The sequence below is a fragment of the Curtobacterium sp. Csp2 genome, assembly GCF_013347165.1.
The window spans coordinates 2,237,757-2,253,745 of sequence record NZ_CP054593.1; the positions used below are offsets into that span (position 1 = coordinate 2,237,757).

13 protein-coding genes and 1 tRNA gene are annotated in these 15,989 nt (G+C 71.3%); 13 read left to right on the top strand and 1 reads right to left on the bottom strand.

All coding sequences use genetic code 11. The features are described 5' to 3' along the window. Window positions 1-16 precede the first annotated feature (16 nt). From HUN59_RS10835 to HUN59_RS10845, 3 genes are all read left to right on the top strand, one after another. Window positions 17-1,402: a glycine--tRNA ligase gene (locus HUN59_RS10835; RefSeq protein WP_058742435.1), complete on the top strand. Its 1,386-nt coding sequence runs from the start codon at window positions 17-19 to the stop codon at window positions 1,400-1,402. 83 nt (window positions 1,403-1,485) lie between these two features. After that, on the top strand, window positions 1,486-2,220 hold the full coding sequence (locus tag HUN59_RS10840; protein WP_174778347.1) for a DsbA family oxidoreductase: 735 nt from the start codon (window positions 1,486-1,488) through the stop codon (window positions 2,218-2,220). Window positions 2,221-2,225: 5 nt separating this feature from the next. Continuing rightward, complete coding sequence (locus tag HUN59_RS10845) at window positions 2,226-2,390, top strand: hypothetical protein (RefSeq protein ID WP_167510044.1); 165 nt, start codon at window positions 2,226-2,228, stop codon at window positions 2,388-2,390. A gap of 16 nt (window positions 2,391-2,406) precedes the next feature. Here the strand turns inward: HUN59_RS10845 and HUN59_RS10850 are convergent, their stop codons facing one another. Then, window positions 2,407-2,892 (bottom strand): aminoacyl-tRNA deacylase, encoded by a 486-nt coding sequence (locus HUN59_RS10850; protein WP_174778348.1) that lies wholly within the window; start codon window positions 2,890-2,892, stop codon window positions 2,407-2,409. A 48-nt stretch (window positions 2,893-2,940) separates the two neighbouring features. On the opposite strand from HUN59_RS10850, the gene dusB reads away from it, so the two are divergent. The 10 genes from dusB (at window position 2,941) to HUN59_RS10900 (ending at window position 15,818) form a co-directional block, all read left to right on the top strand. Next, window positions 2,941-4,113, top strand: coding sequence for a tRNA dihydrouridine synthase DusB (gene dusB / locus HUN59_RS10855; RefSeq protein ID WP_174778349.1), 1,173 nt, complete (start codon window positions 2,941-2,943; stop codon window positions 4,111-4,113). Continuing rightward, on the top strand, window positions 4,110-5,399 hold the full coding sequence (locus HUN59_RS10860; RefSeq protein ID WP_058742431.1) for a deoxyguanosinetriphosphate triphosphohydrolase: 1,290 nt from the start codon (window positions 4,110-4,112) through the stop codon (window positions 5,397-5,399). Before dusB ends, HUN59_RS10860 begins: the two co-directional genes overlap by 4 nt. Window positions 5,400-5,686: 287 nt before the next feature. Then, entirely contained in the window at window positions 5,687-7,606 is a 1,920-nt protein-coding gene (dnaG, locus tag HUN59_RS10865; protein WP_174778350.1) for a DNA primase, read from the top strand. 434 nt (window positions 7,607-8,040) lie between these two features. Further along, entirely contained in the window at window positions 8,041-9,657 is a 1,617-nt protein-coding gene (locus HUN59_RS10870) for an ABC transporter substrate-binding protein (protein ID WP_174778351.1), read from the top strand. Window positions 9,658-9,741: 84 nt separating this feature from the next. After that, entirely contained in the window at window positions 9,742-10,848 is a 1,107-nt protein-coding gene (locus tag HUN59_RS10875) for an ABC transporter permease (RefSeq protein WP_058742428.1), read from the top strand. A 2-nt stretch (window positions 10,849-10,850) separates the two neighbouring features. Further along, window positions 10,851-11,846, top strand: a complete 996-nt coding sequence (locus HUN59_RS10880) for an ABC transporter permease (RefSeq protein ID WP_058742427.1) — start codon at window positions 10,851-10,853, stop codon at window positions 11,844-11,846. Beyond that, window positions 11,843-13,528: an ABC transporter ATP-binding protein gene (locus tag HUN59_RS10885; protein WP_174778352.1), complete on the top strand. Its 1,686-nt coding sequence runs from the start codon at window positions 11,843-11,845 to the stop codon at window positions 13,526-13,528. Before HUN59_RS10880 ends, HUN59_RS10885 begins: the two co-directional genes overlap by 4 nt. Window positions 13,529-13,674: 146 nt before the next feature. After that, the gene (locus HUN59_RS10890; protein ID WP_083520025.1) at window positions 13,675-14,607 is read left to right on the top strand and encodes an ATP-binding cassette domain-containing protein; all 933 of its coding nucleotides are present in this window, start codon (window positions 13,675-13,677) and stop codon (window positions 14,605-14,607) included. Continuing rightward, complete coding sequence (locus tag HUN59_RS10895; protein ID WP_174778353.1) at window positions 14,604-15,617, top strand: D-isomer specific 2-hydroxyacid dehydrogenase family protein; 1,014 nt, start codon at window positions 14,604-14,606, stop codon at window positions 15,615-15,617. Before HUN59_RS10890 ends, HUN59_RS10895 begins: the two co-directional genes overlap by 4 nt. Window positions 15,618-15,745: 128 nt before the next feature. Further along, window positions 15,746-15,818, top strand: a tRNA-Asn gene (locus tag HUN59_RS10900). Window positions 15,819-15,989: the final 171 nt, after the last annotated feature.

Genomic DNA, 15,989 nt, shown 5'->3' on the forward strand with positions numbered 1-15,989 from the left:
ACCACAGGAGTCCCTCTTGGCACCGTCCTCCCGTCTCGACAGCGTCATCGCCCTGGCCAAGGGCCGCGGCTTCGTCTTCCAGTCGGGGGAGATCTACGGCGGATCGCGCTCCGCGTGGGACTACGGGCCCCTCGGTGTCGAACTCAAGGAGAACATCAAGCGCCAGTGGTGGCAGCGGTTCGTCCGCGGCCGTGGCGACATGGTCGGCCTGGACTCGGCCGTCATCCTGCCGCGCAAGGTGTGGGAGGCCTCCGGCCACGTCGCGACCTTCACCGACCCGCTCGTCGAGTGCCTGCACTGCCACCACCGCTTCCGCGAGGACCACCTGGTCGAGGCCTTCGTCGCCAAGAAGGGCCGCGACCCCGAGGGCGGCATGGCGGAGATCGCCTGCCCGAACTGCGGCACCCGCGGCGAGTGGACCGAGCCCCGTGAGTTCTCCGGGATGCTCAAGACGTACCTCGGCCCGGTCGAGTCCGAAGAAGGCCTGAACTTCCTGCGCCCCGAGACCGCGCAGGGCATCTTCGTCGACTTCGCGCAGGTGGTCACGACGAGCCGGATGAAGCCCCCGTTCGGCATCGGACAGGTCGGCAAGGCGTTCCGCAACGAGATCACGCCCGGCAACTTCATCTTCCGGACCCGCGAGTTCGAGCAGATGGAGATCGAGTACTTCGTGCCGCCGGCCGACGTCGACACGCACTACGAGCAGTGGATCGCCGACTCGGTCGCGTTCTTCACCGACCTCGGCATCGACCCGGAGAACCTCCGCCGGTTCGACGTGCCGGACGGGGAGCGCGCGCACTACTCCGACGCCACGGCCGACATCGAGTACCGCTTCGGCTTCGCTGGATCCGAGTGGGGCGAGCTCATGGGCGTCGCGAACCGCACCGACTTCGACCTCAACAACCACATCGAGTCCTCGGGCAAGGACCTCCGGTTCTTCGACCAGGCCGCCAACGAGAAGTACGTGCCGTACGTCATCGAGCCGTCGTTCGGGCTCACCCGTGCGCTCATGGCGTTCCTGCTCGACGCCTACCACGAGGACGAGGCCCCGAACGCGAAGGGCGGCGTCGACAAGCGCACCGTCCTGCGCCTGGACCCGCGGCTCGCCCCGGTCAAGGCCGCTGTCCTGCCGCTGTCGCGCAACGAGCAGCTCTCGCCGGTCGCCCGTGGGCTCGCCGACGACCTCCGCAAGCACTGGAACGTCGACTTCGACGACGCCGGTGCGATCGGTCGTCGCTACCGTCGCCACGACGAGATCGGTACGCCGTTCTGCATCACGGTCGACTTCGACACGCTCGACGACCGGGCCGTGACGGTCCGCGAGCGCGACACCATGGCGCAGGAGCGCGTGTCCCTCGACCAGCTGCAGGGCTACCTGGCGCAGCGGCTGCTCGGCGCGTAGCACCGACCGCCAGACAGACAGACAGACAGGCACAGGCGGCCACGGCCCGGGAATACCCGGGCAGTGGCCGCGTTGTCGTCCGCGTGAACGACTCCGTGAAGGTCGATGTCTGGTCCGACATCGCATGCCCCTGGTGCTACATCGGCAAGCGCAAGTTCGAGGCGGGAGCCGCGGCGTTCGGCGCCGGCCCCGACGCCGCGCCCGTCGAGGTCGAGTACCACTCGTTCGAGCTCAGCCCGGACACCCCGGTCGACTTCGAGGGAACCGAGGCCGAGTTCTTGTCCGGCCACAAGGGCATGCCCGTCGAGCAAGCGCAGCAGATGCTCGAGCACGTCGCCGGCATCGCGCAGAGCGTCGGCCTGGACTACGACTTCGACGCGATGCACCACACCAACACGGTGAAGGCGCACCAGGTCATCCACCTCGCCAAGCAGCACGGCAAGCAGCTCGACATGGTCGAGCGGCTCTTCACCGCGTACTTCGAGCGGGGCGAGCACGTCGGGCAGGACGAGTCCCTCGCGGACCTGGCCGCCGAGGTCGGCCTGGACCGCGACGAGGTCCTGACGACCCTGCGCGACGACGGGCAGCTCGCCGCCGTCCGTGCCGACCAGGCCCAGGCACAGGCGTTCGGCATCAACGGCGTCCCGTTCTTCGTCATCGACGGCAAGTACGGCGTCTCCGGGGCCCAGGACCCGGCGGCCTTCGAGCAGGTGCTCCGCCAGGTCGTGGCGCTGCGCTCGTCCACACCCGAGGAGCTCGCGGCCGAGCAGCAGCGTGCCGAGGACGACGCGGCAGCGGATGCGGCGGCGGCCCGGTGAGCGACGTGACGACGACCGGCGGGGCCGCACCGGGCCTCCAGGCCGGGTCGAACCCGTCCGCCGGACCCGCACTGCTGACGTTCCCCGTGACCGGCGGCGCGCCGGTCTGCGAGGGCGACAGCTGCTTCGTGCCCGGCGCCGAGGGGAGCTGGACCGAGGTCCCGGACTGACGGACCCGCGCCCGGGTCAGCCCCGGACGGGTTCCTCGTCCGTGATGTCCGCGACCGTCGCGTCGTAGGCGGCGACCAGGGCGTCCGCGTCGACGAACGCGCTCGCGCCGTGCCGTCCCGCGCCGAGCGCGATCCGTCGGCCGAGCACGCGCTCGTCGGCGACGACCGGCAGGTCACCCGTCGCACCGATCGGGGTGATCGTGCCGCGCTCGTAGCCCGAGGCCTCGAGCGCGGTGGCCGCGTCGGGCATCGCGAGCTTGTTGACGCCGACGACCGCGCGGAGCTTCTTCCACGCGATGCTCCGCCCTCCCGGTACGAGCGCGAGCAGGAAGCCGCCGTCGTGCCGCTTGACGACGAGGGTCTTGACGATGTCGCCCGGGGTGATCCCGAGCAGTGAGGCGGCCTGCTCGAGCGAGTCGGCCGCTGGGCGTTCGACGACCTCGACGTCGAGCCCCCTGGCTGCTGCGTCGGCGTCGAAGCGGGCGATGGCGGTGTCGGACATGTGGAGAACGCTACCGGCGCGGAACGGGCATGGGAGAATGGACGACGTATGACGATCACTGACGCGCCCCGGACGGCGACCCGACCGGCGAAGCCCCTGCGCATCGGCCCCATCGAGGTCGACGCGCCCGTGGTGCTCGCTCCGATGGCGGGCATCACGAACATGGCCTACCGCCGACTCTGCCGCGAGTACGGCGCGGGTCTCTACGTCTGCGAGATGATCACCTCGCGCGCCCTGGTCGAGCGGACCCCGGTCTCGATGCAGCTCATCCAGCACCACGAGTCGGAGACGCCCCGGTCGATCCAGCTGTACGGCGTCGAGCCGACCACCGTGGCCGAGGCCGCGACGATCCTGGTGGGCGAGGACCGGGCCGACCACATCGACCTGAACTTCGGGTGCCCGGTGCCCAAGGTCACGCGGAAGGGCGGGGGAGCGGCCCTGCCGTGGAAGCTCGACCTGTTCAAGGACCTGGTCGAGAAGACCGTCAAGGCCGCCGGTGACGTCCCGGTGACCGTCAAGATGCGCAAGGGCATCGACGCGGACCACCTCACGTACCTCGACGCGGCGCGCATCGCCCGGGACGCGGGTGTGGCCGCGATCTCGCTGCACGCCCGCACCGCGAACGAGCACTACTCCGGGCACGCGGACTGGTCGGCGATCGCGACGCTGAAGGAAGCGATCACCGACATCCCGGTGCTCGGCAACGGCGACATCTGGTCCGCCGCCGACGCGCTGCGCATGGTCGACGAGACCGGCTGCGACGGCGTGGTCGTCGGCCGCGGGTGCCTGGGGCGTCCGTGGCTGTTCGGCGACCTCGCGGCGGCGTTCCGCGGCGAGGACGTCCGTGCGATGCCGTCCCTCGGCGACGTCGCGAACGCGTTCCGCCGGCACGCCGAGCTGCTCGTCGAGTTCTTCGGGTCCGAGGACCACGGCTGCCGTGACGCCCGCAAGCACGTCTCCTGGTACTTCAAGGGCTACCCGATCGGCGGCGACGTCCGGTCGGCGCTGTCGATGGCGTCGAGCCTGCAGGAGATCGACGACCTGCTCGGGCAGCTCGACTGGACGGCCCCGTACCCGGGCGCCGACGTCGAGGGACCCCGCGGTCGCGCCGGGCACCCGAAGCGCACGGCCCTGCCGGACCGGTGGCTCGAGTCCCGCGACGTCGACGAGGCGTTCCGGAAGGTCCTCGCCGCCGCCGAGCTGCACCACAGCGGCGGATGAGCGCCACCGCCTCGTACGGGCCCGCCGACGCCGAGCGCTGGCTGCCCGAGACCCACGGCAACCGTCGGTCCGACTTCGCCCGCGACCGTGCCCGACTGCTGCACTCGAGCGCGCTCCGGCGGCTCGCCGCGAAGACCCAGGTGCTCAGCCCGACCACGGGGCTCGACTTCGCGCGGAACCGCCTGACGCACTCGCTCGAGGTCGCGCAGGTCGGCCGCGAGCTCGCCGACTCGCTCGGGCTCGACCCCGACGTCGTCGACACGGCCTGCTTGGCGCACGACATCGGCCACCCGCCGTTCGGCCACAACGGCGAGACGGCCGTGAACGCCTGGGCCGCCGGGATCGGCGGGTTCGAGGGCAACGCGCAGACCCTGCGTCTGCTCACGCGACTCGAGCCGAAGGTCTACGGCGTCGGTCCGGACGACGACCGTCCGTACGGGCTCAACCTGACCCGGGCCTCCCTCGACGCGAGCTGCAAGTACCCGTGGCCGGCGGCGCAGGGTGTGGCCGAGGCGTCGTCCGGGCGCACGAAGTTCGGCTTCTACGACGACGACCACGACGCCTTCGAGTGGCTCCGTGCTGGGGCTCCCCGCCGGCAGCGGTGCATCGAGGCGCAGGTCATGGACCTGTCCGACGACATCGCGTACTCAGTGCACGACTTCGAGGACGCGGTCGTCGCGGGCTTCATCGACGTGGCGGCGCTCGGCGACCGGGTCGGCGAGAACGACATCGTCACGGCGATGCACGCGTGGGTGGGGTCCGACCTCAGCCGCGACGAGCTGCTCGAGGCCTTCGACCGGCTGCGTTCCCTGCCGCTGTGGATGACCTCGTACGACGGGTCGCGGCGGGACATGGCGCGGCTGAAGAACCTGACGTCGCAGCTCATCGGGCGCTTCGCGCGCACGGCGACGGCGGCGACACGGGAGTCCTACGCGTCCGGGTCGCTCGTGCGGTTCGCGGCGTCCGTCGTCACCCCGCCCGAGATCATCGGGGAGATCGCGGTGCTCAAGGGCATCGTCGCGGCGTTCGTGATGACCCAGGGGGACCGGCAGCCGGTGTACGAGGACCAGCGTCGCGTCCTCACCGAGCTGCTCGACGCCCTCGCGGCCACGGGGAGCGCGGACCTCGAGCCGGGCTTCGCGGCGGACTGGCGAGCGGCGTCCGACGACGCCGGGCGGCTGCGGGCCGTGGTCGACCAGGTGGCGAGCCTGACCGACCAGGGTGCACTCGCGTGGCACAAGCGGCTCGTCGTCGGCGAGCGGGAGACGACGCACATCCCGGTCTGAGCCCAGTGCCGGTGCCGCGAGACGCCCTCGTACGCGCGAGACGCCGCCGAATCCGGGACCGTCTCGGTGGGACGCGACCGTCTCGGCGCGACCGGACCGTCTCGGCGGGACCGGACGTGGCCGCGGACGCGGCCGTGCACGCCTCCGGTCCGGACCACCCCGCGACCGCAGCCGACATGCCGGACGTGCCCCGTGCCTCCAGGCCGTCACCCGTCCACAGGCGGATGCTCGTCCACAGGCGGGCGCGACCGTCCGCCGGGGTCACCGGCACGAACTAGGATCGAAGGGTGGCTGGCAGGATCGCGCGGAACGACATCGACGAGGTCCGCTCGCGTGTCAACATCGCCGACGTCGTCGGCGACTACGTCACGCTGAAGTCCGCCGGTGTCGGGTCGCTCAAGGGCCTCTGCCCCTTCCACGACGAGCGTTCCCCGTCCTTCCACGTGCGGCCCCAGGTCGGTCGGTACCACTGCTTCGGGTGCGGTGAGGACGGCGACGTCTTCGAGTTCATCATCAAGCAGGACCACACGACGTTCCAGGAAGCCGTCGAGCGGATGGCGGCGAAGATCGGCTTCACGCTCCACTACGAAGAAGGCGACGGGCCGCGCACCGACTACAACCAGCGCGCGCGGCTGATCGCCGTGAACGAAGCCGCGCTGGCGTTCTACCAGGCGCAGCTCACGACCGCGGGCGCCGAACCCGCCCGCCGGTTCCTCGGGGAGCGTGGCTTCGACCCCGCCGCGGCGCAGCACTTCGGGGTCGGCTTCGCGCCGCAGTCGTACGACGCGACGCGCGAGCACCTGCGCGGCCGGGGCTTCTCGATGGACGAGATCCTCGCCGCCGGGCTCGCGGGCCAGGGGGACCGGTCGCCGTACGACCGTTTCCGCGGACGCCTGATGTGGCCGATCCGCGACGTCACCGGCGCGACGATCGGCTTCGGTGCGCGTCGCCTGCTCGACGACGACAAGGGGCCGAAGTACCTCAACACCCCCGAGACGCCGATCTACCACAAGAGCCAGGTGCTCTACGGGCTCGACCTCGCCCGGCGGGACATCTCGAAGCAGAAGCAGGTCGTGATCGTCGAGGGCTACACCGACGTGATGGCGTGCCACCTTGCGGGCGTGACCACCGCGGTCGCGACGTGCGGCACGTCCTTCGGGGTCGACCACATCAAGGTCCTGCGGCCGATGCTCGGCGACTCGGCCGGTGCGCACCTGTCGCAGCTCGGCGACATCGTCTTCACGTTCGACCCGGACGAGGCCGGGCAGCGTGCCGCGGCACGCGCCTTCGCCGAGGAGAGCCGGTTCGCCTCGCAGACCTACGTCGCGGTCGCGCCGGGTGGCCTCGACCCGTGCGACCTGCGCCTGACGCGAGGCGACGCCGCGATCGAGCGGCTCGTCGAGACCAAGCGCCCGATGTTCGAGTTCATGATCCGTCGCCGCTTGGCGTCCCACGACATCGAGACCGCCGAAGGCAGGGTCGCCGGGCTCCGCGACGCCGCACCCGTCGTGGCCGGCATCCGCGACCGCACGCTGGCCAGCGCCTACGTCCGCGAGACCGCCAAGTGGCTCGGGATCGACATCCCGGAGGTCCGGCGCGCGGTCGAGAACGCGCGGCAGCGGCAGGGATCGGCCCGTCAGGACCAGTCAGGAGGCTCGGTGCCGGTCGGGCAGGCGGGTCCCGGTGGCGAGCTGGTCGCCCCTCCGGAGGAGCCCGTGGCCGGGCTGCGACTGCTGCCGAACGACCCGGTCACCCGGATGGAGCGCGACGCCGTGATGGCGATGGTGCAGCAGCCCGGGTACGTCGGGACGCCGCTGATCTGGCTCGCTGCATCGGCGACGTTCTCGGCGCCGATGCTGTCGGTCGTCCGTGACGCCGTCGTGGCCAACGTCGACGCGATCGGCGCGGGGGACTGGCTCGACCGGCTGCTGCAGGACGTGCCGGCGCCGTTCCGCGGCCTCGTGCAGGAGCTCGCGCTCGCGCCGATCCCCGCCCGCACCGACGAGGACCTCGCGCTCTACGCCCGGAGCATCGTGCAGGCCCTGGTCGAGCGTGACCTGCTCGCCCGTAAGGCCGCGCTCCTCGGGCAGCTGCAGCGCGCTGATCCGCACGAGCAGGGCGACCGCCGCGCCGAGATCCAGCGGGAGCTCGTGGAGCTCGACGCCCAGCGCATGCGACTCCGGGCCGACGGCGAGGCGTCCGCGTAGGGACTCGTCGTCCGCCTCGTCCGGCGTGCCCGCTGGCCGGCGTGCCCGCTGGCCGGCGTGACCGCTGTCCGGCGTGCCCGCGGTCCGGCATGCCCGCTGTCTGCCCTCCGCCGAACGGGCAGGACACGCCGCGTGCTCGACGTCGAGCGGTCGAGAAGTGTCGGGTCGGACCGCCGAGCGGGCCACAAGTGGCACGCTCGGCCCGCTCGCGCGGCCCCGTTGCCGAACGCAACAATCGTGCGTGACACGCCGGGCGCCACGCGCGCATCATGCGCCATGCGACGCGGTCCTGCATTACAAGGGTGTAAACAAATGCCCTCCGGCGCCGGAGATTCCGTGTCAGGGTGGTACCAATGAGCGTTCCTGGCCGGGCACACAGTCGAACCACCGCCCTGTCCAGGACCCTTGCAACCATCACCAGAGAGAGAGCGGACATGGCATCCGTGACCAAGTGGAGCAAGCGCGGTCTCGCGCTCGGCGCCGGGGCAGCAGCGACGGCGCTGGTGCTCACGGGCTGCGCGAGCAGCAGCGTCTCCGACACCGCCCTGAACGGCATCAGCATCGGCACGACGGACAAGATCACGTCCCTTGACCCGGCGGGCTCCTACGACAACGGCTCCTTCGCCGTGCAGAACCAGGTGTTCCCGTTCCTGATGAACACCCCGGTCAACAGCCCGGACGTGAAGCCGGACATCGCCACCAAGGGCGAGTTCACGAACCCGACGACGTACACCGTCACGCTCAAGAAGGGCCTGCAGTTCGCGAACGGCCACGACCTCACGTCGAGCGACGTGAAGTTCTCGTTCGAGCGCGAGCTGAAGATCAACAACGAGAACGGCCCGCAGTCGCTGCTCGCCAACCTCAAGAGCATCGACACCCCGGACGACACGACAGTGGTGTTCAACCTCGACCACGCCGACCAGACCTGGCCGCAGGTGCTCTCGAGCCCCGCCGGCCCGATCGTCGACGAGCAGGTGTTCTCGGCCGACAAGCTCACGCCGGCGGCCGACATCGTCAAGGGCAAGGCGTTCGCCGGGCAGTACGAGATCACCTCGTACAAGGAGAACGACACCATCCAGTACAAGGCGAACCCGAAGTACGACGGGCTCCTCGGCAAGGCGAAGACCGACGAGGTCACCGCCAGCTACTACACCAAGGAGACCGACCTCAAGCTCGCCGTGCAGAAGGGCGACGTCGACGTGGCGTACCGCTCCCTGACGCCGACCGACATCGCGGACCTCCGCAAGGACTCCAAGCTCGAGGTCACCGACGGCCCCGGCGGCGAGATCCGCTACCTGGTCTTCAACTTCAACACGCAGCCGTTCGGAGCGAGCCAGTCCGACAAGGACGAGACGAAGGCCCTCGCGGTCCGTCAGGCCGTCGCCGACGTCGTCGACCGCGAGAAGCTCGCCAAGGACGTCTACAACGACACCTACTCGCCGCTGTACTCGATGGTCCCCGAGGGCCTGACCGGTGCCGCGAAGCCGTTCGAGCAGCTCTACGGCGACGGCAACGGTGGTCCGAGCGTCGACAAGGCGAAGGAGACACTGTCCAAGGCCGGCGTCACCGGCAAGGTCCAGCTCGACATCCAGTACGCGCCGGACCACTACGGCTCGACCTCGGACGACGAGTACGCCGAGCTCAAGACGCAGCTCGAGAACTCGGGCCTGTTCACCGTGAACATCCAGTCGACGGTCTACACGACGTACGCGCAGGAGCGCACGAAGGACGCCTACCCGGTGTACCAGCTCGGTTGGTTCCCGGACTTCTCGGACGCCGACAACTACCTGTCGCCGTTCTTCACGAAGGAGAACTTCGTGCAGAACCACTACGACGACCCGACGATCCAGGACCTGATCTCGCAGGAGCAGCAGGAATCGGACAAGAGCAAGCGTGCCGACCTGATCGAGCAGGCGCAGGAGCGTGAGGCCACCCAGATCTCGACGCTGCCGCTGCTGCAGGGCAAGTCGGTCGCGGTCGCCTCGAAGGACGTCAAGGGCCTGGTCCTCGACTCCTCGTACAAGTTCCGCTACGCCACCCTCTCCAAGTAACACCGGCGTCGGCCCACGGGGGCGTTCCCACGAGGAACGCCCCCGTGGCCGCGTCCCGAACGGCACCGAAAGGCACCCGTCCTCGTGACCCTCAGCACCCCGGAGGCGACCTCGGAGCTGGCCACCGACCCCACCAAGCCCCAGGCACAGCGACGTGCCCGCGGGCAGGGCGGCGGGCTCGGCCGGTACATCCTGGTCCGCTTCCTCCTCATCTTCCCGACCGTGTTCATCCTGGTCACGCTCGTCTTCTTCCTGATGCGCGTCATCGGCAACCCGATCACCGCGTCCGTCGGTGGTCGCCTGACGCCGGCGCAGCTCCAGGAGCGCCTGCACGCCGCCGGGTACGACCGGCCGGTCATCGTGCAGTACCTCGAGTACCTCGGCAACATCGTCCGCGGCGACTTCGGCACGACGTCGACCGACAACCGTCCGATCACCGAGATCATCGTCACCTACGGTGGTGCGACCGCGGAGCTCGTGTTCTGGGCGCTCATCGTGGCGCTCGTCCTCGGCATCCCGCTCGGCATGCTCGCCGCGTACGTCCGCGACAAGTGGCCGGACGTGCTGTTCCGTGCGCTCGCGATCCTGACCTACGCGACGCCGGTGTTCTTCGGCGGCCTGCTGCTCAAGCTCGTCTTCTCGGTGTGGCTCGGGTGGCTGCCGCTCGGCGACCGCGCGTCGACCCGGGTGTCGCTCGTCCTCGACAACATCCCGGGCGCGACCGGCATCTACATCGTCGACGCGCTCCGCACCGGCAACGCGCAGATCATCGGCGACGTGCTCGCGCACGCCGTCCTGCCCGCGCTGACGCTCGGGCTCCTCACCGCCGGCATCTTCCTGCGCCTGGTGCGCGCCAACATGATCGGCACGCTCGGCTCGGAGTACGTCGACGCGGCCCGCTCGCGCGGCGTCCGGGAGGCTCGTCTCGTCCGGACGCACGCGTTCCGTCCGGCGCTGGTCCCGATCATCACCGTGATGGGTCTGCAGATCGCCATGCTGCTCGGCGGCTCGGTGCTCACCGAGACCACCTTCGGTTGGCGAGGACTCGGCTTCGAGCTCAACCAGTACCTGTCGGCCCGCGACTTCGTCGCGGTCCAGGGCATCGTCGCGATGCTCGCCGTGATCGTCGCCGTGACGAACTTCGTCGTCGACGTCGTCGCGGCGCTCATCGACCCGAGAGTGAGGTTCTAGCGATGGCCGACGTCTCGCTCGTCGACCGCCACGAGCCGCTCTGGAAGCGGCTGCCCGTGGTGGTCCAGCTCCGCCGGAGCACCGGCTGGCAGCGCGCCATGCTCATCACCGGCGTGGTCATCTGCGCCCTGTACCTGATCGTCGCGATCGCGGCGCCGCTCATCGCCCCGTACGGCTTCGGCCAGCTGCAGGGCGCCGACGGCCAGGGCTTCCCGCGCACCGGTGCTCCGAGCCCCGAGCACATCTGGGGCACCACGGTCGGCGGGTTCGACGTGTTCAGCCGCGTCGTGTTCGGCGCGCGGACCGCGGTGCTCGTGGTCATCGTCGCCGTGGTCGTCTCGATCACGATCGGCGTCATCCTCGGCATGGTGTCCGGCTACCTGGGCGGCTGGCTCGACCGGGTGCTCGTCGTCGTGGCGGACGCGATCTACGCGTTCCCGTCGCTGCTCCTGGCGATCGTCGTCTCGATCGTCATCTCCGGCGGCAACTCGAGCTACTCCGGCGGCATCGTCGCCGCGGCGATCTCGATCACGGTCGTCTACGTGCCGCAGTACTTCCGCGTCGTCCGTGCCGAGGCCGTCCGGCTGAAGAACGAGGCCTTCGTCGAGTCCGCCCGCGTGGTGGGCACGAACCCGTGGCGGATCATGACGCGCCACGTGCTCCGCAACTCGACGCGGTCGCTCCCGCTCATCCTCACGCTCAACGCGAGCGACGCGATCCTGACGCTCGCCGGCCTCGGGTTCCTCGGGTTCGGCATCGGCCCGACCGCCGGGGCCGAGTGGGGCTACGACCTCAGCCGCGCGCTGTCGGACGTCGCCTCCGGCGTCTGGTGGACCGGCGTGTTCCCCGGCGTCGCGATCGTCGTGCTCGTGCTCGGCGTGACCTTCATCGGCGAGAGCCTCAACGACATCTCCGACCCGCGTCTCCGCGCCCGTCGCCGGCTGAAGCAGCTGGTGTCGCGCAAGCAGGCCGCGACCACGGAAGGGGCGACGGCATGACCGGCGCAGCGAACGACCAGCAGCACGCACCCGTCGCGGTCGTCGACGACCTGACCGTCACCTTCGCGACCGACGGCGGCGCCGTCGACGCCGTGAAGGGTGTCAGCCTGGACGTCCGTCCCGGCGAGGTCCTGGCCCTGGTCGGCGAGTCCGGATCGGGCAAGTCCGTCACGGCCCGGAGCATGCTCCGCCTCATGCCGGAGACGGCGACGCTCGGCGGCGCGGTGTACCTCGACGGGACCGACGTCGTCAGCGTCGGCCCGGCGAAGCTGCGGGAGCTCCGCGGGACCGCCGGTGCGATGGTGTTCCAGGAGCCGTCCACGGCGCTCAACCCGGTCTTCACGGTCGGGTGGCAGATCGCCGAGGGCCTCCGGGCGCACGGCGGCGTCTCGAAGAAGGAGGCGCGGGCGAAGGCGGTCGACTACCTGCGGCGGGTGGGCATCCCCGACCCGGAGCAGCGCGTCGACCACTACCCGCACCAGTTCTCCGGCGGGCAGAAGCAGCGCGTCGTCATCGCGTCCGCCCTGGCCCTCGAGCCGAGCGTCATCATCGCCGACGAGCCGACCACCGCGCTCGACGTGACGGTGCAGGCGGAGATCCTCGACCTGCTCCGCCGCTGCCGCGACGAGTTCGGCGCGGCGATCGTCATCATCACGCACAACATGGGCGTCGTCGCCGACCTGGCCGACCGCGTCGCCGTGATGTACCAGGGCGAGGTGGTCGAGGAGGCCCCGGTCGCCGAGCTCTTCGCGGCGCCGCAGGCCGACTACACGAAGAAGCTCCTCGCCGCCGTGCCCCGGCTCGAGGCCTCGACCGGGACCGCCCGTCGTGCCGCGATCACCGAGGACGTCGAGCCGCTGGTGTCGGCCCGCGGGCTGGAGATCGAGTACCCGGGCCGGCTCGGCTCGCCGGCCTTCCGCGCGGTGAAGGGCGTCGACCTGGCGATCCGTCCCGGCGAGGTCCTCGGACTGGTGGGGGAGTCCGGCTCCGGCAAGACCACCATCGGCCGGGCCATCGCGGGCCTGACGCGCATCACGGGCGGCTCGCTGAACGTCCTCGGGACCGAGATGCTCGGGTACCGCGAGCGGGACTTCAAGCGCCACCGGAAGGACATCGGGTTCGTGTTCCAGGACCCGGCGACCTCGTTCAACCCGCTGCTGACGATCGCGGAGTGCGTCGCCGAACCCCTCGTCGTGCACGGCGAGGTCCGGAACCCCCGCGTCGCCCGGAAGCGCGTCGACGAGTTGCTCGAGGCGGTGCAGCTGCCCGCCGCGTACGGCGACCGCTACCCGCACGAGCTCTCCGGTGGCCAGCGGCAGCGCGCGTCGCTCGCCCGGTCGCTCGCGCTCCGGCCGAAGCTGCTCATCGCGGACGAGCCGACGAGCGCGCTCGACGTGTCCGTGCAGGCCCGCGTGCTCGAGCTGTTCCTCGAGCTCCAGCAGGACCTCGGTTTCGCCTCGCTGTTCATCAGCCACGACCTGGCGGTCGTGGGGGCGCTGTCGGACCGCATCGCGGTCCTCTACCGCGGTGACCTCGTGGAGACCGGCACGACCGCCGAGGTGCTCGGGGCGCCCCAGCACCCGTACACGCAGCGGCTCCTCGCGTCGCTGCCGGTCCCGGACCCGGCCGAGCAGGCCGAGCGACGGCGTACGCTGGTCGAACTGGAGCACGCCGGGTCCTGATCCGGTGGCGACCAGCCTGGAGGCGCGACCCGCGTCCGCGACGCGGGTTGCGCCTCCAGGCGGTCACCTCCACCGCACCACGTCGTGACCGCACCGTCGCGACCGACAGGCGCGGTCGCAGTCAGGGGCGCCGCGGAAGGGGATCCATGATCGCGGTGAACGGCCCGGCGGTCGTCGCAGACGACGTCTCGATCGAGTACCGGGGGGCTCGCGGCGCAGCCGCGATCCGGGCCGTCGACGGGGTGAGCCTGACCGTCCGACAGGGGGAGATCCTCGCCGTGCTCGGCGAGTCAGGCTCGGGCAAGTCCACGTTCGCCGCGGCGATCGCCGGACAGCTCGGCGCGACCGGCGAGGGCGAGGGGGCGCACCGACGGCACATCACCGGTGGCGAGCTCACCGTGCTCGGGCAGAAGGTCCGCGGGCTCCGGCCGACGTCGCGGAAGGCCGCCCGGCTGACCGGTCGGATCGGGTACCTGCCGCAGGACGGCGCCGACCGGCTGAGCCCGGACCTGACCGTCGGCGAGGCGATCGCCGAACCCATCTACGTGCGCGACCGTCGCTTCGACCGGAAGGAGGCCGGGCTCATCGTGGCCCGCCTGGTCGACGCCGTGCACCTGCCGCTCGGGGTCATGCGACTGAACACCTGGGAGCTCTCGAGCGGCCAGCGGCAGCGTGTCGCCCTCGCCCGTGCGCTGGTCCTCGAACCGCAGCTCCTCGTCGCCGACGAGCCGGCCCGCGGTGTCGACGTGCTCGTGCGGCAGTCCGTGCTCGAGGCACTCACGAACCTGCAGCGGGGCCGGCAGTTCTCCGCCGTGGTCGTCTCGAGCGACCTCCGCGAGGCCCGTGCCCTGGCCGACCGCGTCGCCGTGATGGCCGACGGCCGCGTGGTCGGGCTCGGCACCTTCGACGAGGTCCTCGACAACCCCGTCGACCCGTACGTGAAGACCCTGGCGGCGACGGCGTCCCGGCCGGTCAAGCGTCGACCGGCCACGGCTTCCGGGGCCCGGTCCGCCGCACCCCGTCGGCCCGTCGCCGCGGCCGGCACCGGCCCCCGCGCCGAACGACAGGAGCACGCATGACGACCACCACCGGGACCTCCGCCCGCGGCCACCGTGCCGTCGTGACCGACGCCGGCGCACCGCTCCCGGTGGCGCCGCCCACCGCCGGACCGGTCGCGATCCTGCCGTCGCCGGCCGACCTGCACGTCGCCGCGGTCACCGACGCCGGCGGGACGGTCGCAGCGCTCGACGAGGACACCCGCGCGGTCGTCTGGCTCGACGCGCGCGACCCCGACGGGCTCGCCGCGGCGCTCGACCGGGCGCCGGGCGTCGGGTGGGTGCAGCTGCCGTTCGCGGGGGTGGACGCGTTCGCCCACCTCATCGAGGAGCACGGGGACCGGGTGCTCTTCACCTCGGCCAAGGGCGCGTACGCCGAGCCCGTCGCCGAGCACGCCCTCGCCCTGACGCTCGCGACGCTGCGTGTCCTGCCGAAGCGTGCCCGGGCGACCTCGTGGGCGACCGAGCCAGAGGGCGTCTCGCTGTACGGCCGGAACGTCGTGGTCATCGGCGCCGGGGGCATCGCGCTCGAGTACATCCGACTGCTCGCACCGTTCGAGGTGTCGGTGACCGTGGTGCGGCGCTCGAGCGACCCCGTGCCGGGCGCCGACCGGACCGTCACGACGGACGAGCTCGACGCCGTGCTGCCGGACGCCGACGTCGTGATGGTCGCCGCGGCGATGACGAGCGGCACCGCGAAGCTCCTCGGGGCACCGCAGTTCGCCCGCATGAAGCCGAGCGCCCGGATCGTGAACATCGCCCGCGGCGGTCTGGTCGACACCGACGCCCTGGTGGCCGCACTGCACGACGGCGAGGTCGCCGGCGCCGGGCTGGACGTGACGGACCCCGAGCCGCTGCCGGACGGAGACCCGCTGTGGACCACACCAGGGGTCGTCATCACGCCGCACCAGGCGGACACGCCGGAGATGGTGGCGCCGCTCCTCGCCGAGCGCGTGCGCACGAACACGACCGCGTTCCTGGGCGGAGCGGGCGAGGGGTTCGTCGGGGTGGTCGACCCCGCCGCCGGGTACTGACCGCGCGCGGTCGTCGCGGGGTCCGCGTGCGGCGCGCCCGGGATGCGCGGCGGATGCGCGGAGCGGCCGCTGCGTCCTGCTATGCTGGTACCCGTTGTTCGCAGGGGGTTCACCTCAGCGGGCAGTGATCCTCGATAGCTCAATTGGCAGAGCAGCCGGCTGTTAACCGGCAGGTTGTTGGTTCGAGTCCAACTCGGGGAGCAGGCAGGCCCTCACCGTTCGCGGTGGGGGCTTTCTCGCGTTCCGGGGCGAGGTTCGCGTGCGTGGCCCGTGCGTGGGCCGTGCGCGGGATGGTTGCGCGGGCGCGGTGGTCGGGTGCGCCGAGTCTCGCGCTGCCGGACGAGACGCGCGTTGCGAGCCGCGAGTCTTGTC

Excerpts from the sequence above, each read along its gene's own strand:
- HUN59_RS10850 (WP_174778348.1), bottom strand. The coding sequence starts at position 2,892 with ATGTCCGACACCGCCATCGCCCGCTTCGACGCCGACGCAGCAGCCAGG.
- dusB (WP_174778349.1), top strand. The coding sequence starts at position 2,941 with ATGACGATCACTGACGCGCCCCGGACGGCGACCCGACCGGCGAAGCCC.
- HUN59_RS10860 (WP_058742431.1), top strand. The coding sequence starts at position 4,110 with ATGAGCGCCACCGCCTCGTACGGGCCCGCCGACGCCGAGCGCTGGCTG.
- HUN59_RS10870 (WP_174778351.1), top strand. The coding sequence starts at position 8,041 with ATGGCATCCGTGACCAAGTGGAGCAAGCGCGGTCTCGCGCTCGGCGCC.
- HUN59_RS10880 (WP_058742427.1), top strand. The coding sequence starts at position 10,851 with ATGGCCGACGTCTCGCTCGTCGACCGCCACGAGCCGCTCTGGAAGCGG.
- HUN59_RS10885 (WP_174778352.1), top strand. The coding sequence starts at position 11,843 with ATGACCGGCGCAGCGAACGACCAGCAGCACGCACCCGTCGCGGTCGTC.
- HUN59_RS10890 (WP_083520025.1), top strand. The coding sequence starts at position 13,675 with ATGATCGCGGTGAACGGCCCGGCGGTCGTCGCAGACGACGTCTCGATC.
- HUN59_RS10895 (WP_174778353.1), top strand. The coding sequence starts at position 14,604 with ATGACGACCACCACCGGGACCTCCGCCCGCGGCCACCGTGCCGTCGTG.